We start from the raw sequence: 22,819 nt of genomic DNA on the forward strand, positions 1-22,819 counted from the left end.
CATTACACTTTGTCCATCTTTGCCCGAAGAACTATTCTAATCAGATGGGCAAGGGCGGCACGCCCAATGCCGGCACGGCCGTCTGCGCCCCATTCATGACCATGGCCAGGAAAGTGTAATAGCCGTTGATGCCCATCAAGTCGACCACGCCGTGCTCGCCGAACAGCGCCAGAGCGCGTGCATACGTGGCATCGCTGACGCGCTTGTTCTGCTGCAACTCGATGCAGAAGTCGTGCACGGCTTGCTCGTCTTCCTTCAGGGCAAGCGGCGCGCGCCGCGCGGCGATGGCGTCCACGGCCGCCTGCGCGATGCCGTTCTGCACGGCCAGCGGCGCGTGGATGGCCCACTCGACCTGCTGGTCCCACTGCCGCGCCGTCACCAGGATGGCCAGCTCGGACAAGCGCGTACCGATGGCGCTGCGGTAGCGCAGGTACTCGCCCATGCGCTGCGCCGTTTCCATCAGCTCGGGGCTGCGGATCAGCGGCACGAAGGGGCCGTACAGCGCCCCGCGCGGACCATCGATGATGGCTTGCGCGGCAGCACGCTGCTGGGCGTCGAGCAGGTCCAGCGGCAGCGCGGGCAAACGGTCGATATCGCCCCCTGCCATCAGGCAGTCCAGGCGACCACGTCCTGCTGCTGTTCGCCGAGGCCGGGGATACCCAGGCGCATGCTGTCGCCTTTTTTGAGGAAACGCTGCGGCTTGCGGCCCTGACCCACGCCCGGTGGCGTGCCTGTGGCGATGACGTCGCCCGGTTCCAGTGTCATGAATTGCGACAGGTAGCTGACGATCTGCGCCACCGTGAAGATCATGGTTTGCGTATTGCCGGTCTGCATGCGCTTGCCGTTCACTTCCAGGTACAGGTCCAGGTCTTGCTCGTCGATGACTTCATCGCGCGTCACCAGCCACGGGCCGATGGGGCCAAAGGTGTCGCAGCCCTTGCCCTTATCCCATTGACCGCCCCGCTCCAGCTGGAACGAGCGCTCGGAAATATCGTTGACGACGCAATAGCCGGCCACGTATTTCAAGGCATCCTCTTCGCTCACGTACTGTGCGCGCGTGCCGATGACGACGCCCAGCTCCACTTCCCAGTCCGTCTTTTTCGAGCCTTTCGGCAACACGACATTGTCGTCCGGGCCATTCAGACAAGTGATCGCCTTCATGAAGACGATGGGTTCGGCGGGAATCGGCATGCCGGCCTCGGCTGCGTGATCCGCGTAATTGAGGCCGATACCGATGAACTTGCCGACTTTCGCCAGCGGCACGCCGAAGCGGGGATTGCCGCGCACCAGGGGCAGCGTCTTTTCGTCCAGCTTGGCCAGCTTGCGCAAGGCCTTGTCGGACAGTTGTGCGCCGTCAATATCGGCAATCACGCCGGACAGGTCGCGCAGTTTGCCTTCTTCATCGATCAGGCCCGGTTTTTCCTTGCCTGGACGTCCATAACGAACGAGTTTCATAGTCTTCCTTGGAGTTGATCATTGCCGCTGTGCAGGCTGCCATTTTACCGGATGGCCCGGCACGCCTGTAGCGGCGAATGAAAAACATCGCAAGTCCCGGCAGCTGCAAGGCCGCCAGCACGCCAAACGCCACCTGATACGCTTGCGGCGGATACTGCTGCAAGCTGTTCAGGGGCCAGCAGCCGAGGATCAGGCCAAAGCCCGCCTGCACCAGGAAAGCGCCCGTGAAAATGAGCAAATTGAGGCAAGTAGCCGCCCTGCCCGTCAGGCTGGCCGGCATGCTTTGCGCGACGATCGCATACTCGAGGCCAGTCACCGTGCCCAGCAAGGTAAACAGCACGGACAGCATGGGCAGGCTGGGCACGACGTTACACGCCATCGCCACTTGCACGGCGACAAACAGGACGATGCCGGCGCCCGCCACTTGCATGGGTGCAATACCGCGCCGCCCGGCCCACTCCGTCAGCATGCCCATGCCGATGGCGCCAAAGATGACGGCCGCCATGCCCAGGTACAACAGATACGCCACGCTATCGTCGGACATGCCGCCCACGTCGGCCAGCCAGCGTCCCACCCACAAGCCCTGCACGCCAAAGAACACCGTGTGCGGCAGCAGGATCAGCGCGATGGTGCGGCGAAAACCGGGATCGCGGTACACGCTCCAGACGCTGACCTTGCTCACCGAGTGCGCGGTGGCGGGCCTGGGCATGGCCGGCGACAGCAGGCGGATCAGCACGCCGATGGCCAGTGCCGCCAGCGCCAGGCCCAGGAACACGCCGCGCCAGTCCGTGTAGTGCAGGGCCAGCTTGACGGGTATGGTGGCGGTGGCCGCGCCCAGGCCGCCCACGGCGATCAGGTAACCATGCACGGAAGGCAGGCGCGCGGGCGCGACGGCGCACGAGATCGCTTTCACGGCGGCCATGAAACAGCCGCCCAGGCCTGCCCCCATCAGGGCGCGTGCCCACATCAGCTCGGCAAAGCTGTGGCCCCGGCTGAACAGCCATACACCCAGAGCCGCCAGCGCCAGCAGCCACAGTTGCACCGTGCGGGGGCCGTAACGGTCGAGCGCCATGCCGATCGGCAGTTGCACCAGCGCAAAGGCGAGAAAAAAGGCGCTGGTCAGCAGGCCCAGCTGCGCTGGCGTCAGGGCGATGGTGCCCAGCAATTCCGCCGTCAGCACGGCATTCACGCCGCGCAGCAGGCACGACAGGTAATGCCCCAGCGCGAACGGCAGGAACACCAGGCAAAACACGGCTACGCCGGAACGGGAAGAGGCGCCGGCGCCGTGCATGCTCAGGCGGCCTGTGCCAGGCGGATGATTTTATGCGGCAACTGCGGCACAGGTTCATCCGTCTCGAAGAAAAATTTATCGTGGCCGAATGCGGGCTTTAAATCGTCCATCCACGTCGCTTCCGCATCGAACTTCGCATAAAAAGGCCGGCGCACCCAATCCGGATTGCGCGCCTGCAAAAATTGCAGGGCAAACAGTTTTTCGCCATTGATGCTGACGATGCCATCGATAACGATCTTGCCGGGAAACGCGCTCATGGAGGGCCCGCGCACCGTGCGCGACAGGCCGGACACCATCTGGTAGGCGGCCTGGAAGATTTCATGTGCCTTCGCCAGCGGCAATTCGAAATAGCCGCGCGGCCCCGTGTCCCGTTCGACAAACATGTAATACGGAATCGCTCCCAGGCGCGTGCCCGTCTGCCACAGCTCGGCCCAGCTAGCCGGATCTTCATTGATATGGCGGATCAGCGGCCCCTGCATGCGCAAGGTGGCGCCCGTGGAGACGATGCGTTTCACCGCTTGCTGGGCGATATCCTGGCGCAACTCGACGGCATGGCTGTAATGGCCCATCACGGCCAGGTTCTTGCCCGCCTTGACGATGCGCTCGAACAGGCGCAGCAAATCGTCCGCATCGCGGTCGGAGACAAAACGCTGCGGCCAATACGCCACCGCCTTGGTGCCGATGCGAATGTTCTGGATGTGTTCCAGGCCCGGCGCCAGCAGCGGCTCCAGGTAGGCGGCCAGTTGCCGCGTGTTCATGATCATCGGGTCGCCGCCCGTGATCAGCACATCCGTCACTTCCGGATGCAATTTCAGGTAGGCGGCCAGCTCATGCGACTCGCGCGCATCGAATTTCATGTCATCCATGCCGACGAACTGGGGCCAGCGGAAGCAGAAGGTGCAATACGCGTGGCACGTCTGGCCGGCGCTGGGGAAAAACAGCACCGTTTGCGCATATTTATGCTGCAGGCCGCGCACGGGTGCATCGTTGACTTTCGGCACGTTATGCGTCATCTGCCCGGCCGGATGGGGATTCATGCCCAGGCGGATACCATGCACATAGGCATCGATGGCAGCCTTGTCCCGCTGCACCAGCACCAGGTCGCGCAGGTGCGCATACTGCTCCGGCGGCAGCATGTCGCGGTGGGGAAAGACGAGGCGGTAGATGGGGTCGTCAGGAATGTTGTTCCAGTCGATCAGCTGGTCAAGCACATAGGCGTTGGTGCGAAACGGCAAGACGTGCGACACCACTTGCACGGCTACACGTTGCTCTTCCGGCAGCCATTCCCACTGCCGCGCCTGATGAATGGTTTGCCGCGTATACGGCTTGAACTTGGGTGAAAACGGCTCGGTAATGAGTGCGGACACGATCGGCTCCTTGCCAATAAATAGCGATAACTTTCATGAAATTGACCCTATATCGGCCAATTCCAGCCTCTTTCTCCCACAGGCCATGCCAGCTCGGCATGCTGTGAAAGTCATCATAATTCTTGCCATAAAGAACCAAATTGCTACACATCAACAAGCATTCCGATACGTTGCTCGCTGCCTACAAGCAACACCTTAGTTTGTTCCATCGCAATTTGATGGGACCCTCGACGACGTAAATTACGGCTGTGCAACACATCCCTCGATTCTCACAAGGAGCTGTCATGAAACGCTTATTCACGGGTAGCCTGCTGTGCCTGGCCTTTGCCGGCGGCAGCGTCAATGCCGCCGTCGAACCAACGGAAAAAGACGCCATCGCCATGGCCGAACGGGGCGCCGCCTTCATGAAGGCGCATGGCAAGGAAGAAATGATGAAGAAAATCACGGCGAAAGACCCCGACTTCGTGCAGGGCTCGCTGTATGTGGACATGCGTGACATCAAGACGGGCATCGTGCTGGCCCACCCCATCAATCCTTCCATCGTGGGCAAGGATTTGACGGATGTTCCTGATGCGAATGGCAAGAAATATCGCCGTGAAATTATTGAGCTGGCGCAAAAGCAGGGCAAGGGCTGGGTCGACTACCAGTACAAGAATCCCACCAGCGGCAAGATCGAGCCGAAGACCACATACATCCTGCGCGTCAACGACGTGGTGCTGGAAGCGGGGATCTACAAAAAATAAGGCAACGGCGGCGCACACGAACGCCGTGCGCCGCCTGCGGTTGGAACAGCCATAGCCAGGAGTCAAGCATGCTCAATCAATTACGCATCGGACCAAAATTATTGCTGGCGCCCGCCCTGGTCCTGCTGCTGCTGATACTCAGCTCGAGCGGCGCCTGGTATGGCATGGTGCGGCAAAATACCTCGCTGGAAAACATGGTGCTGGTGCGCATCGCGCATCTGAAAGCGGCCGCCGACGTCGTCGGCGAGGCTAAACACGTACACGGCAATATGTACCAATTGCTGTCGTGGACGAATGGCAGTTTCGCCAAGGCCCGCATCGACGCGCTGGAACAACAAATCAAGGCGCGTCACGCGGCCATCGGCACCCAGCTGGCCACGCTGCGTTCCACCGCCACGGGTGCCGAACGCAGCCTGGTCGATGCCGCCATCACGGCCCTGGCCGGCTATCGCAAGGCCGTGCTGGAAACCATGGAAATGGCGCAGATGGACCAGTCGATCGCCACCAATTCCATGCTCAAGGCGGAAACGCAATTCGGCCAGTTCAATATGCAGCTGGCGCAGCTGTCGGCCCTGGAAACGACGCTCAGCAGCCAGGCCCATGCGACGGCCAGCGCCGAGTTTCGCAGCCTGGGCTGGAGCCTGCTGCTGACCGTCATGCTCTCCATCCTGGCCTCCATCGTGGTGACCATGCTGGTGCGGCGCGCCATGCTGGTGGAAATCCGCGGCATCGCTGACGCCGTGCAAGACCTGGCGGCGGGCAAGCTGATCGCCGGTGCGCCCAAGCAGGGCAATGACGAGATCGCCGCCACCTCGCGCGTGCTGGACCAGACCATCGCCCACCTGAACCAGACCTTGCGCACCATCATGGGCGCCGTGCAATCGATCGACACGGCGTCGCGCGAAATTGCCACCGGCAACCTGGATCTCTCGGCGCGCACGGAAATGCAAGCCAGTTCGCTGGAAGAAACGTCGAGCGCCATGGAAGCGCTGACGCAAGCCGTCAATGACAACGCCGACAACGCCCAGTTGGCCTGCGAGCTGGCGGGGCAAGCCTCCACCCTGGCCGTGCAAGGGGGAGAGTCGATGCAGCAGGCGGTGACGACGATGGCGACGATACGCGCCAATTCGCGCCAGATCGTGGATATTATCGGCGTGATCGATGGTATTTCCTTCCAGACCAATATCCTCGCGCTGAACGCCGCGGTGGAAGCGGCGCGCGCGGGCGAGCAAGGCCGCGGCTTTGCCGTGGTGGCGTCCGAAGTGCGCACCCTGGCGCAACGCTCGGCGCAGGCGGCCAGGGAAATCAAGACCCTGATCGCCACCTCGGTCACTACCATCGATGGCGGCAGCGTGGCCGTGCAGCAAGCGGGCGACAGCATGGGCGCCATCGTGGCCTCGGTGCAGCAAGTCAATGCAATCATCCAGCGTGTAAAAGAAGCCAGCGCCGAGCAGGCGTCGGGTATTACGGAAGTGAACCAGGCCGTCACGCAAATGGATGACGTCACCCAGCAAAATGCGGCCCTGGTGGAACAGGCAGCGGCAGCGGCGGCCAGTTTGCAGGACCAGGCCGTCAAATTGTCGGCGGCCGTGGCCGTGTTCACCCTGGACGAGCGCCCCGCTACGCCGGCCGGCCACAGCGGAGACGAGGCATTCCAGCATCCGGCCAGCCCAGTCAAGGGAGAAGGCAAGGATAGGCGGGCTCTGCACAGCCCGCTGCGCGGCATGCCCGGCCTGCGCGGCGCCAAGGATGCGCCGCAGCGCCGGCGCGGCTAGCGAGGTAACTAGCTGACAGGCGCGCGCATCGTTTTACTGAGGTAGGGCGAGCCGGCCAGCACGAAGCGCCACGGCGTGTCCATCGCCCTGGAAATGCCGATGCGCGGGCCCGCCTGCACAGCAAACTCTTCCTCGCGGGCCAGCAGCGTGAACGGTGGCGCATCGAGCGCCAGCCGGTTCTGCAGATGGCTCACGCCGAGCGCCTGGCACACCTTGCCCGGGCCAGAACACAGCAGCCGCAGTTCCTCGACGCCGCGCCGCTCGCGCATGGCATCAATGCCCGCCAGCGGCTCGATGGCGCGGATCAGCACACCCGCTCCATGGCCCGCTTCGCGGCACACAAAGTTCAAACACCAGTGGATGCCGTAGGAACGGTAGACATAAGCGTGCGCGGGCGGGCCAAACATGGCCGCATTGCGCGGCGTCATGCCGCCATACGTGTGCGAAGCGGGGTCCAGCCGGTCATACGCTTCCGTTTCCACGATGCGCCCGCCCACGCCGTCGACCAGCACGGTCACGCCGATCAGCTGGCGCGCCACGCTGCTGGAATCGTCCGCAAAATCGATACCGGCCAGGAGTTTTTTCATGCGGCAATTGTAGCGCCACGCTTGCCCGCACGCACCGGCTGCTGCCTTAAAAACAAATACATCTTACTTTTTTCACCATAAAAACAGGGGCTGATTGCGTGGCCAAATGAGCAACATCGGTGGCAATCACGGCAAAAACAGGAATTTTTCCACAATCTATTGTAGAGATGAACTATTGCCATGCATAAACAGGGATAATCATCGGGCATTGCACAAGGCGTCCATGAGGCCGTCCGTGCGCAGCGCACGACCGAATAACCAGCGGGCAAGACAATGATGATGAGAGCGGCAGCGCAAAAGCAGGTAGTGCAGGAAGATCCGGTTGACGCCTTGATGCGTTCCATCCGCATTCCGCCGCGTCCCAGCCTGCTGGTCGACTTGCAGCGCGAACTGGCGGAGCAGGACCCGTCGCCGCGGCGCATCGCGCGCATCATCGCCGACGATGTCGGCATGTCCGGCGCCCTGCTGAAACTGGCCAATTCGCCGTTCTATGGCGCCGCGCGCAAGGCCAAATCCGTCGAGCAAGGCATCAACTTTCTCGGCATCAACCAGTGCAGCGCCATGATGACGGGCTTGCTGGCGCGCCAGGCGCTGGAAGCGGAAGGCGTGGAACTGACCAACTTCTGGGACGTGTCGGCCAAGCGCGCGCGCGCCCTGGTATTTACCTCGCGCAAGCTGCGCATCGCCCCGCCCGACATCGCCCACACCTTCGGCCTGTTCTGCGATATCGGCGTGCCCCTGCTGATGAACCGCTTTCCCGACTACGTCAAGACGTACGCGGCGGCGGCCAACGATGCACACAATTGTTTTACGTCACTGGAAGACGCGCGCCACCAGACCAACCACGCGGCCATCGGCTGCTTGCTGGCGCGCAACTGGGGCCTGTCTTCCGATGTCTCCTGGGCGATTTTGCACCACCACGACTACACGGTGCTGGCGGACCCGTCCACGGACGACGCCATCCGCTCGCTCGTCGCCCTGTCGCTGCTGGCCGAAAAGGGCATTCAGCGCTACCATGGCAACAGTACCTCGCTGGAGTGGGACAAGGGCGGCGAACTTGCCTGTCAACATCTCGGCCTGTCGCAGGAAGAAGCCGCTGACCTGCTCGACGAGTTGCACGAGATGTTCGATACCGACCATTGAGGTATCAGGCGGCCGCGTCCGCCTGTATGATCCGTCCCGGCGCCTGGCAGAGCCATGGCGCCCGTTTCCGTTTGCCTGACCTGTATTTCTTAACCTGTTGATCGCCATGCCCAAAAATAAGCGCCCTGTCCCCCGTAAATCCGCCAACACGCCTGAAGACAAGGATGAGTCCGTCACGCGCATGCTGTGCACGATGGCCCTGAACCTGGCGGAGCAGGAAGACAGCGAATCGCAGGGCACGGTGCTGGCCGAGCAAGCCGTCGAATTCGGCCGCCTGATCCGCAAGGCCTTGAATCAAAAGAAGGATGAAATCCTGTACGACGCCATCGAGCGCGCCAAGTACGAAGACGTGGGCGCCTACCAGTACCTGCGCAGCCATATCGAGGAAGCCGCGTCCGTCGTGACGATCCGCCGCGACAATGCCCCGGCCATGGAAATCAACGCTTTTGTCGTACCGCTGCTGGTGCAAAGCACGGGCGGCCTGCGGGAAGCGGACAGTTTCCAGGACCAGGACGCGTTCGAAGCGCTGGTGAAGAGTTTTCAACAGGCACAGCTGGAAAGCGCCAAGGCCAAGGTGGTCTTGATGAGCCATGCCTACGACCTCGATGAAATCGACCGCATCACGTATAGCCATTTGCACGAGATGGTGCGCGATGCGTACTCGTCGATAACGGACAAGAAAATCGTCGCCACGCCGGGCCTGGAAAGCAGCATCGTCGGCTGGAGCGAAACGGCGTTCGGCCCGCAAGACACGGCCATCGAACTGCGCTTCCTGCTGGGCTTTGCCTTGAAGCGCGTGGACGACCCTTTCTATGCGGAACCGAAGGATGAAGCGGCACTCGACGCCTGGTTCGACGCGCGCATGGCCCGCTACCAGCAGTGGACGACGGAAGTGGGCGACCTGGTGAAACGCTGCCTGGCACCGGCCGCCAGCGCGCTGGAAGTGAGCTTTTTGTACCAGGATCTGTTCCACGGTGGCAAGGAACAAGGCATGAGCGAGTATGCGATGCTGCAGATGATGTCCGGCATCAACCACGCGCTGGCGGAAAACAAGGTGGATGCCGCGGATGTGTCGGTGGTCGTCGGCCCGGCCGATGAACACGGCGAAATGCTGTTGCGCGTCAATGTCAGCACGGCGGGCGGCGAGCTGCTGCACAGCGCCGACAAGCCGCTGGACCTGGCTGCCGACCTGCAGGACGAAGTCGACGATATCTGCGATGCGCTGGCCACCATCGGCGTGACGCAACTGTCCGTGGCGCTGAAGTTTGATGCCAAGGGACAGCCGCTGGAAGCACAGCCGTACGCGCCGGCGTAAAACCGGCGACATAATCAGTGCGCGGCCAGCTCCTGTTGGCCACGCAGCGACAGCCATGCCTGCAATTTCTGCGCATACGCCAAGGTGTAGGCGGGGCTGCTCGACGGCAAGCTGACGATGCGGTAGCGCTGCGCGTGCTCGCCCAGCACCTTGATGCCCAGCTTCGCCGCCGTGCCGCCGTTGAAGGCGATCGTCTGCAGCCGTGGCAGGCTGGCGGCCAGGGCCACCAGATCGTTGTCGTCGCGGAAGCGGATATTGCTGTCCAGGCTGCCCGCGCGCTGCGCCTGCGCCACCACGTCCCACAGGCCCACGCCGTGCGCCAGCAAGGTGCTCAACCGCGCCTCATAGGGCAGGCTGGTCAACTCCACACCCAGCACCTCGCCCAGCAGCCGCCAGAACTTGTTTTGCGGATGCGCATAGTACTGGCTGTGCGCCAGCGATTTTTCGCCGGGCAGGCTGCCCAGTATCAGCAAGCGCGTATCGGCGTCGACGACGGGATCGAAACAGCGTTTAAGCGGGTCGGCGCTTTCGTCTGGCAGGAGGACTGGGCTAATCAAATGAAATGTCCGGAAGGGAAGATGAAGGATCATTTTACCCGGCCACGCGACGGTGTAGAATTCCCGGACAACCCCACACAAGAGACCGCCCATGCGCACCATCGACACCCTGCTGGCCCAGTATGGCGAAAGCCACCGCAACCACGTCAATGAATGGGTGCACATCGTGTGCGTGCCGCTGATCGTTTTCAGTCTGCTGGGGCTGCTGTGGAGCGCGCATCCCAGCGTGGCGCTGCTCGGCAGTGTTCTCGCCTTATACTATTATTACAAGCTGTCGCGTCCGTTTGCGGCAGGCATGCTGCTCATGCTGGCCATCATGCTGGGCCTGCTGCTGCTCATGCCGGCGCTGACCATCCTGCCCGTGTCGCTGGCGCTGTTCGTGCTGGCCTGGATCGGCCAGTTCATCGGCCACCAGATCGAAGGCAAGAAACCGTCGTTCCTCGACGATGTGCGCTTTTTACTGGTGGGTCCGCTGTTCGTGCTGGGATTTTTATACCGGCGCCTGCGGCTGGCGTATTGAGCGGCAGGTGGTCCCTTGGTCACGCGGAACCGGTAACAGATTTTTACTATTCGCAACTAGTTATCTGAGGCAAGTGTCCTTATGATAAGTCAGCATCTTTACTGCCGGTCGACGCAATCGGCAACTAACTTTTGTCCAAGGGAGTCCTACATGAAAGCACCAATTATTGCAGTGGCATTGCTCGCCACCCTGGCCGGCTGCGCCGTACAACCGAACTCGGCGAATGTGTACAACGCGCGCCAGGCGCAGAATGAACAATCGGTTCGCATGGGTACGGTTGAATCCGTGCGCCAAGTCACCATCGACAAGGGCGAAACGGGCACGGGCGTGCTGGCTGGCGCGGCACTGGGAGGCGTGGCCGGCTCGGCAGTCGGCGGCGGCAAGGGCGCCATCGCGGCCAGCATCCTCGGCGCGGTTGCCGGCGGCATGGCCGGCAAGAGCATCGAAGCGAATGCCTCGAACAAGCCCGGCCTGGAAATCACCGTGCGCCTGGACAATGGCGATATGCGCGCCATCGTGCAGGATGCGGACGAACTGTTCCGCCCGGGCGAACGCGTGCGCCTGCTGTCGGATGGCCGCAAGACCCGCGTCACGCATTGATCTGCTTGCCGGCGCATGCGCTCAGCCGAATGCGCCGGCAGCGAGCAAGGCAGACGGGTGCAGCCAGATGGCAATCACAGCGGTCACAACGACATACACAAGCAGGCTCCAGACTTTGATCTGCAGTGAGGCTGGCATGGCGGTTCCCTTTCAACGATGCAATTCAGAAAATATTTACTTGATAATAAAGTAAATATTTTCATAAATTCAACATTTTCCAGAAGCACTGCGCAGGCTCAATGCCCGAGTGTCTCCTGACCGCTCGTTAAGCAAGCTCGACCAAGACTCGCCATCCCCGCGCGATGCCCGTATACTTGCGCGATGTCATCTCCTCTCCTGTTCATCATTGCCTGCCTGATCTGGGGCTCCACCTTCTGGGCCATCACCTTGCAGCTGGGCGATGTCGCCCCCGCCGTTTCCGTGGTCTACCGCTTCGGCCTGGCTTCCGCCACCCTGTTTGCCTGGTGCGCCTTGCGCGGCGACACCCTGCGCCTGCCCTGGCGCGCGCAAAAATGGATGCTGCTGCAAGGCCTGGCCTCGTTTGCCCTCAGCTATGTGTGCACCTACAGCTCGGAGCAATACCTGGTCTCGGCCCTCGTCAGCGTGCTGTTCGCGCTGATGGTGTTCTGGACGCCCTTGCTCAACCGCATCGCCTTCGGCACGCCGATTACCTGGAGCACCTGCTGCGCGGCGTTTGTCGCCATCTGCGGTATCGTGCTGCTGTTTTACCAGTCCATCGGCGCGGCGCTGCACGATATTCTCGGTGGCGGCAAGGGGCATTTCCTGCTCGGCTTTATCCTGGCGCTGGTGGCCACCATTTCCAGCACGGCCGGCAACGCCCTCGTCATGAAAGTGCGCGAACACTCTGGTAACGTGATGCTGACCATGGCCTGGACCATGTTGTGGGGCACCTTGATGGTGGCCGCCTGGGCCATCGCCACGGGCCAGTCCTGGCAGTTGCCGACACGCCCCAGCTACTGGATGGGATTGGTATATCTGGCCATCTTCGGCTCGGTGATCGCCTTCAGCGCGTATTTCACTTTAATCGCCCGCATCGGCACGCAAAAGACCGTGTACATCGGCGTGGTCACGCCCGTCATTTCCGTGCTGCTGTCGGTGCAATTCGAACATTACCGGCCCGCCCCCATCGAATGGGTGGGCATGCTGCTATGCCTGTCCAGCGTGGCCTGGGCCCTGACCTCGGGCGCGCGCAAGACGGCTGCCGTCGCCTCCATTTCCACCACTTCATCAGCAAAGGCAACATGAGCACCTCTTCCTCCCTCGCCATCCGTCCCGCCCAGGAAACCGACGTGGCCGCCATCTTCGGCATGATCCATGAACTGGCCGTGTTTGAAAAACTTGAACACATGATGATCGCCAAAGCATCCATGCTGCACGACAGCCTGTTCGGCAAGCACCCCGCGTGCGAAGCGCTGGTCGGCACGGAAAATGGCGAGGTGGTGACGTTCGCCCTGTTCTTCCATAATTTTTCCACCTTCCTGTGCCGCAAGGGACTGTACCTGGAAGACCTGTATGTGAAGCAATCGGTGCGCGGCAAGGGCTATGGCAAGCAGATGCTGGTGGCCCTGGCGCAACTGGCCGTCGAACGCGATTGCGGCCGCTTCGAATGGTCGGTGCTGGACTGGAATGAAAACGCGATCAACTTCTACAAGGGCATGGGCGCGGACGTGATGCCGGACTGGCGTATCTGCCGGGTCGCTGGTGATGACTTGACGCAATTGTCGGCGGGCACGCCGAAAGCGGCCTGATTGGAGGGGGAACTGTAGCGAGCGGATGCGATTTGTGGCCGAGAAGCGGAACTGTACGCTAGGTACAGTGAGCATCGCAGGCCGCAAGGCGCGCCGCGCAGTAAGTTCCCAAAAAAATCCCCGCGGGCTAGCGGCACCGCGGGGTGAACCCAGTGTCAAGTGGGAGGGGGAGAATGCAATCAACGGTTATCAATATAAACGCAACGACTTGCCACCGCGTCGACCTTTACATTTGCTTACCGGGCCTTACATTTGACTTAAATCCGCTAACCAAGTGTCGCTTGGATGACACTGATTATTTCCGTGGTTCAATCAATGTGCCGTGCAAGCCGATATGTTGTTGTGCAACCCCACTGCCACCCTGCGCATTTTTATAGATTTGGTACACTGTCAGGCAGGCGATGCAGCCAGCAACCACGGCAAAAATGACCATGCGACGCTCCTTGAGTTTTTTGTAGGTATCAGGGAAAACAGAGCCTGCGGCCGATGATGGCCAGGCAGGGAAGATTCAGTGTGGCATCTTCTGCTGGTGGGGCATTGCGCAATATCAAACGCGTCAACGTGACGGCGCGCTGGCGTTTGATGCGACGCAAAATGGCGGCAATGCGCTCACACACAATGAACGAATCAATGAACGAATCGTTATGCAACGGGAGCCACATCATGAATGTCTCTGCCAAACCGCTCGTCATGAAAATCTACCGCGCCTACCTGCGTTCCCGCCTGGAACGCTACACGCGCGACTTGCAAGCCATCGCAGAACAGCGCGAGAACGACTTCCAGGCCGAACGCATCCTGCACCAGGCCGTCGTCTCGGTGCGCTCCAAACTGCACTCGCTGTAAACGTGATGCCGTCAGCGCTGCCGGCCGGCCACGGCCCAGCGCTCCACCAGCTCGAACAAGCCTTGCGTCAGCAGGGCCAGCACGGCTGCCGGGATCGCGCCGGCCAGCAGCATGTCGTTGTCGTTCAGCGCCAGGCCGATGGTGATGCGTTCGCCATAGCCGCCTGCGCCGATGAAAGCGGCGATGGTGGCCGTGCCCACGCTCATCACGGCCGCCGTTTTCACGCCCGCCAGCATGACGGGCAAGGCCAGCGGCAAGTCCACGTGCAGCAGGCGGTCGCGCCGGCTCAAGCCCAGTGCCAGCGCCGCCATGCGCAAGCCTTGCGGCACCTGCAAGATGCCCGTGCACGTGTTGCGCACGATGGGCAGCAAGGCGTACACGAATAGGGCCACCAGCGCCGGCACGGTGCCGATCATGCCCAGCACGGGGATCAAGATCGCCAGCAGGGCCAGCGACGGCACCGTCTGCAGCACGCCGACGAAGGCCAGCACCGTTTGCCGCAGCGGCGCCGAAAACGCCGCCAGCACGCCCAGCGGAATGCCGATCAGGCACGCCAGCGCCACCGACAGCAGCACCAGGGTCACATGCTGGCGCGTCAGTGGCCACAAATCATCGCCGATGACTTTATCAAGCAGCTTGCTGCGCGCGGCGGGCGGTTTATCCACCTGCGTGCCGGACGCCAGCCACTGGCGCGCCACGTCAGAAAAACGCTTGCCATCGATTTCCACGGCCGCATTCATGGCGATCATGTCGCCCTCGCTGATGCGCCCCTGCAGCCCTTGCAAGGCTTGCCAGGCGGCGGGAAAACGCGGCGGCAAGTCGAGCCGGTACAGCAGCATGGCGTCGTAGCGGGGAAAGTACTGCCGCGTGTCGGCCAGCACGCGCAAGCCGTACTGGCGGATCTTCGCGTCCGTCGAATAAATGTCGATCACGTCCACCTGGCGCTGCGCCAGCGCTTCGTAGGCGATGCCGTGATCGAGGCCGCGCGGGCGCTGCGGCAAGCCATAGCGCGCGGCCAGGCCCGGCCAGCCATCGACGCGGCCGATGAATTCATGCGACAGCCCAAACTTCAGGGCCGGGTGCTGCGCCAGCTGTCCCAGGCTCGTGATGGATTTTTCATCACCGCGCATCGCCAGCGCATAGGTATTATTAAAGCCCAGCGGCACGGCCACGCCCAGCCCCAGCGCCGCCAGTTCGCGCCGCATCTGTTCCAGATCAATGGCTTTGTCGTGCTTGAGGATTTCGCTGGCGATCGTACCCATGTATTCGGCATATACGTCGATGCTGCCCGCCTGCAGCGCGGCCAGCACGATGGCCGTATTGCCCAGTCCCTGGCGGTGCTGCGCCTTGACGTGCGGCGCGGCGCTCTGCTTGACGATTTCACCGAGAATATACGATTCCGTAAAACGCTTCGAGCCCACCTTCAAGGTGCCGCCATCCATGGCAAGGGAGGACATGGGCGCGGCGGCGAAGACAAGCAAGAACAGCAAGTAAAACGGCACAGCACGCACGCGGCGCTCCAGGACGAATGATCAGTCCGGCAAGCTTACCACCGGCGCGCGCCAGACACCGCCATGCACCACGCCCGCGCACGGGTTCAGGCCCAGCGCATACGCCAGGTCGGCCGGGCGCGCGATGCGCCACAGGGCGAAATCGGCGCGCTTGCCCACCACCAGGCTGCCCGTTTCATGCTGCAGGCCCAGCGCGCGCGCCGCATGGAGCGTGCAGCCGGCCAGCGCTTCCTGCGGCGTCAGGCGCCACAAGGTGCAGGCCATGTTCATCGCCAGCAGCAAGGACGTCATGGGCGACGTACCCGGATTGCAATCGGTGGACACGGCCATCGGCACGCCAGCCGCGCGCAAGGCCGCGACAGGTGGCGGCTGCGTCTCGCGCAAAAAGTAATACGCGCCCGGCAGCAGCACGGCCACCGTGCCGTGGCGCGCCATCGCGGCGACGCCCTCGTCCGACAAGAACTCCAGATGGTCGGCCGACAGGCCGCCATGGCGCGCCACCAGCGCCGCACCACCCAGATCCGACAGCTGCTCCGCATGCAATTTGACGGGCAAGTCCAGCGCCGTCGCCGCCTCGAACACGCGCTGCGTTTGCGCCGGCGTAAAACCGATGCGCTCGCAAAACGCGTCGACGGCGTCGACCAGGCCATCGCTGGCCAGCCGGGGCAGCATCTGCGCGCACAGCAGGTCGATATACGCATCGGCCCGGCTCGCATATTCAGGCGGCAGCGCGTGCGCGCCCAGGAAGGTGGTGCGCACGGACACGGGCAGCTCTTGCCCGATGCGGCGCGCCACGCGCAGCATCTTCGCCTCGCTATCCGCATCCAGGCCATAGCCGGACTTGATCTCCAGGGTGGTCACACCCTCGGCCAGCAGCGCCAGCACGCGGGGCAGGCTTTGCCGCAGCAACTCGTCGTCGCTGGCCGCGCGCGTGGCGCGCACGGTGGACATGATACCGCCGCCGGCGCGGCTGATGTCTTCATAGCTGGCGCCATTCAGGCGCGCCTCGAATTCGTCGCTGCGGTTGCCCGCGTGGACGATATGCGTATGACAGTCGATCAGGCCGGGCGTCAGCCAGCAGCCCTGCCCATCGAGCAGCACCGCGCCGCTGGCCGGCAGCTCGTCGCCGGGACCGAACCAGGCGATGCGACCATCCTTGACGGCGATGGCCGCGTCCAGCAGCTCGCCATAACCGTGCTCCATGGTGGCCAGGTGGACGTTGTGGATGACCATATCCCAGTCTTGCATGGTGTTTTCCTCGTTAGATGAACAGGTCGACGCGGAACACGGCCGTGCGCTGCAGAGCTTCCAGCCGCCATTCCTGCGCATCGTCGGCGTCCAGCAGCAAGGCGTCGTAGCGGGCCAGCGCGAATTGCTGCTCGCCACCGCGCGCCAGCACGGCACCTTCGCCGGCGACGAACAGCAGGGTCGCCGCGCTGCGCCGCGCCAGCCTGCCCGGCGCCGTGATTTTTTCCAGCTGGTGGCGGCAGCGGTCGCGCCGCGTCATCACATTGAAATCCGTCGTCGGTCCCTTGACCTGCGCCTCCACGGCGGCCTCGCCGGGAAACCACAGCATCGGTTGCGCCGCGCTCAAGGTCACCTTGCGCGCGCCCTCAAACGTCAGCTGCACGCTGTCGCCATCGACCAGCATCAGGCTGCGGTCGATGCCGGGAAAACTGGAAAACGGCCCGCTGGCCGTGATCGTCGCCAGGCTGATACGCCAGTCGAATTCCATCAAGCTGGCGCCGGGCGGAGCAATGGCGATTTCCATCGTGCTGCCGCCGCCGTTTTTCCACGGCGCGGCGCGCAGGCATTCCTGCGGGATGAAGGTCGCCATCAGAGCGCCCTCAGTTGCGCGAGCGTGCGCTTGTAGGCACTGGCGATGGCATCCTGCGCCACGTGGCGCCCGCCGCGCACCTGCCATTGGCCGCCGCATAGCACGTCGCGCACCAGGTTATCGTTGCCGCAGAAAAGTACGCTGCCCAGCACATTTTCGATGGCCACGCCGCACAGGTTCACATGCGCGTCGTCGAGCACCAGCAGGTCGGCGCGGCAGCCGGGCGCCAGCGCGCCCAGCTTGCGCCCGGACGCCTGCGCGCCGCCGCGCAAGGCCGCCTGCCACAGATAGTCACCCACATGGCGCTGGTCCGGCGTGGCGGCGACATTGCGCTGCTGGCGCTGCAAGCGCTGGCCATATTCGAGCCAGCGCAATTCCTCGACGGGCGATTGCGATACATGGCTGTCGCTGCCGACCCCGAAACGCCCGCCGGCGGCGATGAATTCGGCCAGCGGGAACAGGCCGTCGCCCAGGTTCGCTTCCGTCGTCGGGCACAGGCCCGCCACGGCGCCGCTGGCGGCCATCAGCGCCACCTCGTCGGGCTGCACATGCGTGGCATGCACGAGGCACCAGCGCGCGTCGACGTCGACCTGCTCGTACAAATACTGCACCGGGCGCCGGCCGCTGTAGTCCAGGCACTGGCGCACCTCGCCCTGCTGCTCGGCGATGTGGATGTGGATGGGGCGCCCTGCCGGCAGCGCGTGCGTCACTGCGCGGATCTGCGCCACGCCGGCGGCGCGCAGCGAGTGAGGCGCAAAGCCCACTTCCACCTGCCCGCCGCGCTGCGGCGCCAGCGCCTCGATAATGGACAACACGTCGTCCGCATCGGTGCGGAAGCGCGCCTGCTCCGGCTTGAGCGGCTGCTCGCCAAAACCCGCATGGCTGTACAGCACGGGCAGCATGGTCAGGCCGATGCCGCTGATGCGCGCCGCCGCCAGCACCCTTTCCGCCGTTTCCGCGGGACGCGCATACAGCGCGCCGGCCATATCGCGCTGCAGATAATGGAATTCGCACACGGCCGTGTAGCCATGGCGCAGGCATTCCGCGAACAGCTGCGCGGCGATACTCTCCATCTGCTCCGGCGTGATGTGGCGCGCAAAGCGATACATCAGGTCGCGCCAGGTCCAGAAACTATCCGCTACATGATTAACCTCGTCCCCGGCGACTTCCGTCATGCCCCCCAGCGCGCGCTGGAAGGCATGCGAATGCAGGTTGACCATGCCGGGCAAGACATACTCGGCCACTTCCACGCCGGCAGGCAGCGCGGCATTGTCCGTCACCGCCGTCAAATCACCGGCCGCATCCCACTCCAGTAGCACGTCGCGGCGCCAGCCCTGCGGCAGCAGCGCGTGGCGTGCGAACAGACAGCCGCTCAACGCGCCACCCATGCCACGGCCGCTTCCATCATCCGGCGCAGCAGCGGCTGCACCCGCGCAGCCAGGTCGGGCCGGTAGCCGAACGGCGCCGCTTCATCCATGTACACGCACTGGCACATCTCCAGCTGGATCGCATGCACGCGCTTGTCCGGCTGGCCGTAATGGCGCGTGATATGGCCCCCCTTGAAGCGGCCATTCAGCGCCACGGTAAATGCATCCTGCGCGCGCGCGATATCGACCACGGCGGACGTCAGGCCGCTGTCGCAGCTGGCGCCATCGGCCGTGCCGAAGTTCAGGTCGGGCAGCTTCCCCTCAAAAAAACGCGGCACGTGCGAGGCGATGGAATGGGCATCCCACAGCACCACGGCGCCATGCACACGCAGCAGGCGGTCCAGTTCCCCGCGCAGCTGCGCATGATACGGCGCCCAGTAGCGCTGCAGACGGCGCTGCACATCAGCCGCATCGGGCTCCTTGCCGGCCAGGTACAGCGGCTCACGGTAGAAGGTATCGTTGGGCAGCAAGCCCGTCGTATCCTGGCCCGGATACAGATTCGTGTCTTCCTGCGGCCGGTTCAAGTCGATGGTGTAGCGCGACCAGCGCGCCGACAGCACGGAAGCGTCCATCTCCCGCAAAAAACCATACAGCTCGCGCAGATGCCAGTCCGTATCGGCCTTGATCAAGGCCTGCGGCGTCATGCGCGCGGCGATATCGTCCGGTATGTCGGTGCCCACGTGGGGCATCGACACCAGCAGCGGGATGCTGCCTTCGTTGAAGCGGAAATCCATGCTTGTCTCCTTGCGCCCGCTCAGGCGTACAGCGGGGCGAACAAATTCTTGCACGTGCTGCTCAACTCGCCATGCAGCACCATCTGCTTGGCCGCTTCGATATCGGGCGCGAAGAAGCGGTCGGCATCGAAGAACGGTACTTTCTGGCGCAACTGGTGATGCACGTGTTCCAAGTGCGGCGAGGTTTTCAGCGGACGGTGGAAATCGATGCCCTGCGCAGCGGCCAGCAGCTCGATGCCGACGATGACGGCCGTGTTGTGCGCCATGTCGTCCAGGCGGCGCCCCGCGAACGTGGCCATGCTGACGTGGTCTTCCTGGTTGGCGGACGTGGGCAGGCTGTCGACGCTGGCCGGATGGGCGAGCGACTTGTTTTCCGACGCCAGCGCGGCGGCCGTCACGTGGGCGATCATGAAACCGGAATTGACGCCCGGATCGCGCACGAGAAACGGCGGCAGGCCGGACAGCGTGGCGTCGATCAGCAGCGCGATGCGGCGCTCGGCCAGCGCGCCGATTTCAGAAATCGCCAGCGCCAGGGTGTCGGCCGCAAAGGCGACAGGTTCGGCGTGGAAGTTCCCGCCCGAGACGATTTCCGCCTGTCCGCCGGGACCATCCTGGAAGATCAGCGGATTGTCCGTGACGGCATTGGCTTCGATCAGCAGGGTGCGGCCCACATTGCCGATCAAATCGAGGCAAGCGCCCATGACTTGCGGCTGGCAGCGCAGGCTGTACGGGTCTTGCACGCGCTCGTCGCCTTCCAGGTGCGAGGCGCGGATAGCGCTGTTGGCCACCAGCTGGCGGTACATCTGCGCGGCCAGGATCTGCCCCGGCTGGCCGCGCACGGCGTGCACGCGCGCGTCGAACGGCGCATCGCTGCCCTTGGCCGCGTCGAGCGACAGCGCGCCCGTGACCATGGCCGCTTCCAGCAGGCGCTCGGCCATGAACAGGCCATGCAGCGTCAGCGCGTTCGACACTTGCGTGCCGTTGATCAGCGCCAGGCCCTCTTTTGCCGCCAGCACGACCGGCGCGATGCCCGCCTGCGCCAACGCCTCGGGGGCCGGCATCAATTCGCCGTTGACGCGCACGTCGCCCACGCCCAGCATGGCCAGGCTCATGTGCGACAGGGGCGCCAGGTCGCCCGAGGCGCCGACGGAACCCTTGGCGGGAATGGCCGGCATGATGCCCGCGTTGTACAGGGCGATCAGGGTGTCGACGATCAGCGGGCGCACGCCGGAATAGCCGCGCGCCAGGCTGCCGATCTTCATCAGCATGATCAGGCGTACGACGGCGTCCGACAGCAGTTCGCCCGTGCCGACGGAATGCGACAGGATCAGGTTGCGCTGCAATTGCTCCAGCTTTTCATCGGGGATGCGCGTCTTGGCGAGCAGGCCGAAGCCCGTATTGATGCCGTAGGCCGCATCGCCCTTGGCGACGATGGCTTGCACGGCGGCGGCCGACGCCTCGATGACGGGATAGGCCTCGGCGGAGAGGATCAGTTTCACGGGTGCGGCCCAGACGGCGCGCAGGTCGGCCAGGGTCATCGCGCCCGGTTTCAGGGTCCAACTTTTGGCATGCTGTGTCATAGTCATTCGCATCTAGGTCTCAAGGAAGCATGGGAAGAATCAGGCCGTTGCGCTTGGCGCAGGCGGCCGCTGTTTCGTAGCCGGCATCGGCATGGCGCATCACGCCCGAGCCGCTGTCGTTGACCAGCACTCTAGCCAGGCGTTTCGCCGCGCTGTCCGTGCCATCGGCCACGATGACCATGCCCGCATGCTGAGAATACCCCATTCCCACGCCGCCGCCATGGTGCAGCGAGACCCAGGTGGCGCCGCCGGCCGTGTTCAGCATGGCGTTCAACAGCGGCCAGTCGGAGACGGCGTCGGTGCCGTCCTTCATGCTTTCCGTCTCGCGGTTCGGGCTGGCGACGGAACCCGTATCGAGGTGGTCGCGGCCGATGACGATGGGCGCCTTCAGTTCACCCGTGCGCACCATCTCGTTGAAGGCCAGGCCGGCGATGTGGCGCTCGCCCAGTCCCAGCCAGCAGATGCGCGCCGGCAGGCCCTGGAAGGCGATGCGCTCGCGCGCCATGTCCAGCCAGTGGTGCACCTGCGTGTGGTGTGGGAACAGCTGCTTGATCTTCGCGTCTGTCTTGTAGATGTCTTCCGGGTCGCCCGACAGGGCCACCCAGCGGAACGGCCCGCGACCTTCGCAAAATTGCGGGCGGATGTAGGCGGGCACGAAACCAGGGAAATCGAAGGCGTTCTGCACGCCCTGGTCGAACGCCACCTGGCGGATGTTGTTGCCGTAATCGACAGTGTGCACGCCCATGGCGTGGAAATCGAGCATGGCTTGCACATGGGCGGCGCAGGAATCGGCGGCGGCCACCGTCAGGCGCGCATGGCGCTGCGGGTCTTGCTGCGCCGCCTTCCAGTCCGACACGCTCCAGCCGCGCGGCAGGTAGCCGTTGACCAGGTCATGCGCGGACGTCTGGTCCGTCACCAGGTCGGGCAGCAGGCCGCCCGCCTTCGCGCGGCGCACTAGCTCCGGCAGCACTTCGGCCGCGTTGCCCAGGAGGCCGATGGAAATGGCTTCCTTGCGTTCGGTGTGGTATTTGACCAGTTCCAGGGCTTCGTCCAGGCTGGCCGCCTGCTTGTCCAGGTAGCGCGTGCGCAGACGAAAGTCGATGCTGCTTTGCTGGCATTCGATATTGAGCGAGACGGCACCGGCCATGGTGGCGGCCAGCGGCTGCGCGCCGCCCATGCCGCCCAGGCCCGCCGTCAGGATCCAGCGCCCGCCCCAGTCGCCGCCAAAATGCTGGCGGCCCGCCTCGGCGAAGGTTTCATACGTGCCTTGCACGATGCCCTGCGTGCCGATATAGATCCAGCTGCCGGCCGTCATCTGGCCGTACATGAACAGGCCCTGGCGATCGAGTTCGTTGAAGTGTTCCCAGTTGGCCCATTTCGGCACCAGGTTGGAGTTGGCGATCAGGACGCGCGGCGCGTCCGCGTGGGTCTGGAACACGCCCACCGGCTTGCCGGACTGGATCAGCAAGGTCTGGTCGTCTTCCAGTTCGCGCAGCGAGGCGAGGATCTGGTCGAAACAGGCCCAGTTGCGGGCCGCCCGGCCGATACCGCCGTAGACGACCAGGTGCTGCGGATTTTCCGCCACTTCCGGGTCCAGATTATTTTGCAACATGCGGTAGGCCGCCTCGGCCTGCCAACTCTTGCAAGCCATGACCGTGCCGCGCGGGGCGCGGATGGTACGGCTGGCATCAAAGCGTGGATCGGTGTCCATTGTGCTGTTCATGCTGTCTCCTCGTAGGGTGCGAGCGGGCGTACCTGGCCCGAT

24 protein-coding genes are annotated in these 22,819 nt (G+C 63.7%); 9 read left to right on the forward strand and 15 right to left on the reverse strand.

The genetic code is table 11. The annotated features are described in order from the left end of the window. Positions 1 to 40: 40 nt before the first annotated feature. The 4 genes from O0882_RS06245 to O0882_RS06260 are packed head-to-tail and all read right to left on the reverse strand — an operon-like array spanning position 41 to position 4,113. Positions 41 to 607, reverse strand: a complete 567-nt coding sequence (locus tag O0882_RS06245; RefSeq protein ID WP_289946183.1) for a carboxymuconolactone decarboxylase family protein — start codon at positions 605 to 607, stop codon at positions 41 to 43. Beyond that, positions 607 to 1,455 (reverse strand): fumarylacetoacetate hydrolase family protein, encoded by an 849-nt coding sequence (locus O0882_RS06250; RefSeq protein ID WP_289946184.1) that lies wholly within the window; start codon positions 1,453 to 1,455, stop codon positions 607 to 609. The genes O0882_RS06245 and O0882_RS06250 overlap by 1 nt, the downstream gene beginning before the upstream one ends. Then, positions 1,400 to 2,746 (reverse strand): MFS transporter, encoded by a 1,347-nt coding sequence (locus tag O0882_RS06255; protein ID WP_289946186.1) that lies wholly within the window; start codon positions 2,744 to 2,746, stop codon positions 1,400 to 1,402. Before O0882_RS06255 ends, O0882_RS06250 begins: the two co-directional genes overlap by 56 nt. Positions 2,747 to 2,748: 2 nt before the next feature. Then, positions 2,749 to 4,113 (reverse strand): lysine 2,3-aminomutase, encoded by a 1,365-nt coding sequence (locus O0882_RS06260; RefSeq protein ID WP_289946189.1) that lies wholly within the window; start codon positions 4,111 to 4,113, stop codon positions 2,749 to 2,751. Between the two features lie 284 nt (positions 4,114 to 4,397). Here O0882_RS06260 and O0882_RS06265 point away from each other — a divergent pair, with 284 nt between their 5' ends. After that, complete coding sequence (locus O0882_RS06265; protein ID WP_071075415.1) at positions 4,398 to 4,856, forward strand: cache domain-containing protein; 459 nt, start codon at positions 4,398 to 4,400, stop codon at positions 4,854 to 4,856. Between the two features lie 68 nt (positions 4,857 to 4,924). Further along, positions 4,925 to 6,631: a methyl-accepting chemotaxis protein gene (locus O0882_RS06270; RefSeq protein WP_289946191.1), complete on the forward strand. Its 1,707-nt coding sequence runs from the start codon at positions 4,925 to 4,927 to the stop codon at positions 6,629 to 6,631. Positions 6,632 to 6,639: 8 nt separating this feature from the next. On the opposite strand, the gene O0882_RS06275 is transcribed toward O0882_RS06270, so the two are convergent. Then, complete coding sequence (locus O0882_RS06275) at positions 6,640 to 7,218, reverse strand: DNA-3-methyladenine glycosylase (RefSeq protein ID WP_289946193.1); 579 nt, start codon at positions 7,216 to 7,218, stop codon at positions 6,640 to 6,642. A 276-nt stretch (positions 7,219 to 7,494) separates the two neighbouring features. Between O0882_RS06275 and O0882_RS06280 the strand changes: the two genes are divergently transcribed. Continuing rightward, positions 7,495 to 8,361 carry an HDOD domain-containing protein gene (locus tag O0882_RS06280; protein WP_100874542.1) on the forward strand — a complete coding sequence of 289 codons (867 nt, stop codon included), beginning with the start codon at positions 7,495 to 7,497 and terminating at the stop codon, positions 8,359 to 8,361. 106 nt (positions 8,362 to 8,467) lie between these two features. Next, positions 8,468 to 9,676 carry a hypothetical protein gene (locus O0882_RS06285; RefSeq protein ID WP_289946194.1) on the forward strand — a complete coding sequence of 403 codons (1,209 nt, stop codon included), beginning with the start codon at positions 8,468 to 8,470 and terminating at the stop codon, positions 9,674 to 9,676. Positions 9,677 to 9,690: 14 nt separating this feature from the next. Here O0882_RS06285 and O0882_RS06290 read toward each other — a convergent pair whose 3' ends face one another. Continuing rightward, complete coding sequence (locus O0882_RS06290) at positions 9,691 to 10,233, reverse strand: DNA-deoxyinosine glycosylase (protein WP_289946196.1); 543 nt, start codon at positions 10,231 to 10,233, stop codon at positions 9,691 to 9,693. Between the two features lie 91 nt (positions 10,234 to 10,324). Here O0882_RS06290 and O0882_RS06295 point away from each other — a divergent pair, with 91 nt between their 5' ends. From O0882_RS06295 to O0882_RS06310, 4 genes are all read left to right on the forward strand, one after another. Next, the gene (locus O0882_RS06295; RefSeq protein ID WP_289946198.1) at positions 10,325 to 10,753 is read left to right on the forward strand and encodes an Mpo1-like protein; all 429 of its coding nucleotides are present in this window, start codon (positions 10,325 to 10,327) and stop codon (positions 10,751 to 10,753) included. Positions 10,754 to 10,903: 150 nt separating this feature from the next. Beyond that, entirely contained in the window at positions 10,904 to 11,353 is a 450-nt protein-coding gene (locus O0882_RS06300) for a glycine zipper 2TM domain-containing protein (protein WP_046684332.1), read from the forward strand. Between the two features lie 321 nt (positions 11,354 to 11,674). Further along, positions 11,675 to 12,619, forward strand: coding sequence for an EamA family transporter (locus O0882_RS06305; RefSeq protein WP_289946201.1), 945 nt, complete (start codon positions 11,675 to 11,677; stop codon positions 12,617 to 12,619). Continuing rightward, a complete protein-coding gene (locus O0882_RS06310; RefSeq protein WP_289946202.1) occupies positions 12,616 to 13,122 on the forward strand; it encodes a GNAT family N-acetyltransferase in 507 nt (168 codons plus the stop codon). The genes O0882_RS06305 and O0882_RS06310 overlap by 4 nt, the downstream gene beginning before the upstream one ends. A gap of 295 nt (positions 13,123 to 13,417) precedes the next feature. Here O0882_RS06310 and O0882_RS06315 read toward each other — a convergent pair whose 3' ends face one another. Both O0882_RS06315 and O0882_RS06320 read right to left on the reverse strand, forming a co-directional pair. After that, positions 13,418 to 13,555: a hypothetical protein gene (locus O0882_RS06315; RefSeq protein ID WP_157751284.1), complete on the reverse strand. Its 138-nt coding sequence runs from the start codon at positions 13,553 to 13,555 to the stop codon at positions 13,418 to 13,420. Between the two features lie 28 nt (positions 13,556 to 13,583). Continuing rightward, entirely contained in the window at positions 13,584 to 13,787 is a 204-nt protein-coding gene (locus O0882_RS06320) for a hypothetical protein (RefSeq protein ID WP_289946205.1), read from the reverse strand. On the opposite strand from O0882_RS06320, the gene O0882_RS06325 reads away from it, so the two are divergent. Further along, a complete protein-coding gene (locus O0882_RS06325) occupies positions 13,786 to 13,965 on the forward strand; it encodes a hypothetical protein (protein WP_034746290.1) in 180 nt (59 codons plus the stop codon). The two genes, O0882_RS06320 and O0882_RS06325, sit on opposite strands and share 2 nt — an antisense overlap. An 11-nt stretch (positions 13,966 to 13,976) precedes the next feature. Here O0882_RS06325 and O0882_RS06330 read toward each other — a convergent pair whose 3' ends face one another. The 7 genes from O0882_RS06330 to hutU form a co-directional block, all read right to left on the reverse strand. Further along, positions 13,977 to 15,422 carry a glycine betaine ABC transporter substrate-binding protein gene (locus tag O0882_RS06330; RefSeq protein WP_289946865.1) on the reverse strand — a complete coding sequence of 482 codons (1,446 nt, stop codon included), beginning with the start codon at positions 15,420 to 15,422 and terminating at the stop codon, positions 13,977 to 13,979. A 75-nt stretch (positions 15,423 to 15,497) separates the two neighbouring features. Beyond that, positions 15,498 to 16,724: an imidazolonepropionase gene (gene hutI, locus O0882_RS06335; protein ID WP_289946206.1), complete on the reverse strand. Its 1,227-nt coding sequence runs from the start codon at positions 16,722 to 16,724 to the stop codon at positions 15,498 to 15,500. A 13-nt stretch (positions 16,725 to 16,737) separates the two neighbouring features. Then, positions 16,738 to 17,313: a HutD family protein gene (locus O0882_RS06340; RefSeq protein ID WP_289946208.1), complete on the reverse strand. Its 576-nt coding sequence runs from the start codon at positions 17,311 to 17,313 to the stop codon at positions 16,738 to 16,740. Next, complete coding sequence (locus O0882_RS06345) at positions 17,313 to 18,701, reverse strand: formimidoylglutamate deiminase (protein WP_289946209.1); 1,389 nt, start codon at positions 18,699 to 18,701, stop codon at positions 17,313 to 17,315. The genes O0882_RS06340 and O0882_RS06345 overlap by 1 nt, the downstream gene beginning before the upstream one ends. Then, positions 18,686 to 19,474, reverse strand: coding sequence for an N-formylglutamate deformylase (hutG, locus tag O0882_RS06350; RefSeq protein WP_289946212.1), 789 nt, complete (start codon positions 19,472 to 19,474; stop codon positions 18,686 to 18,688). Before hutG ends, O0882_RS06345 begins: the two co-directional genes overlap by 16 nt. 20 nt (positions 19,475 to 19,494) lie before the next feature. After that, positions 19,495 to 21,054, reverse strand: a complete 1,560-nt coding sequence (gene hutH, locus O0882_RS06355) for a histidine ammonia-lyase (RefSeq protein ID WP_289946214.1) — start codon at positions 21,052 to 21,054, stop codon at positions 19,495 to 19,497. Between the two features lie 19 nt (positions 21,055 to 21,073). Then, a complete protein-coding gene (hutU, locus tag O0882_RS06360) occupies positions 21,074 to 22,777 on the reverse strand; it encodes a urocanate hydratase (RefSeq protein ID WP_289946215.1) in 1,704 nt (567 codons plus the stop codon). Positions 22,778 to 22,819 lie beyond the last annotated feature (42 nt).

Source organism: Janthinobacterium sp. SUN073 (assembly GCF_030397665.1).
Taxonomy (GTDB): domain Bacteria; phylum Pseudomonadota; class Gammaproteobacteria; order Burkholderiales; family Burkholderiaceae_D; genus Janthinobacterium.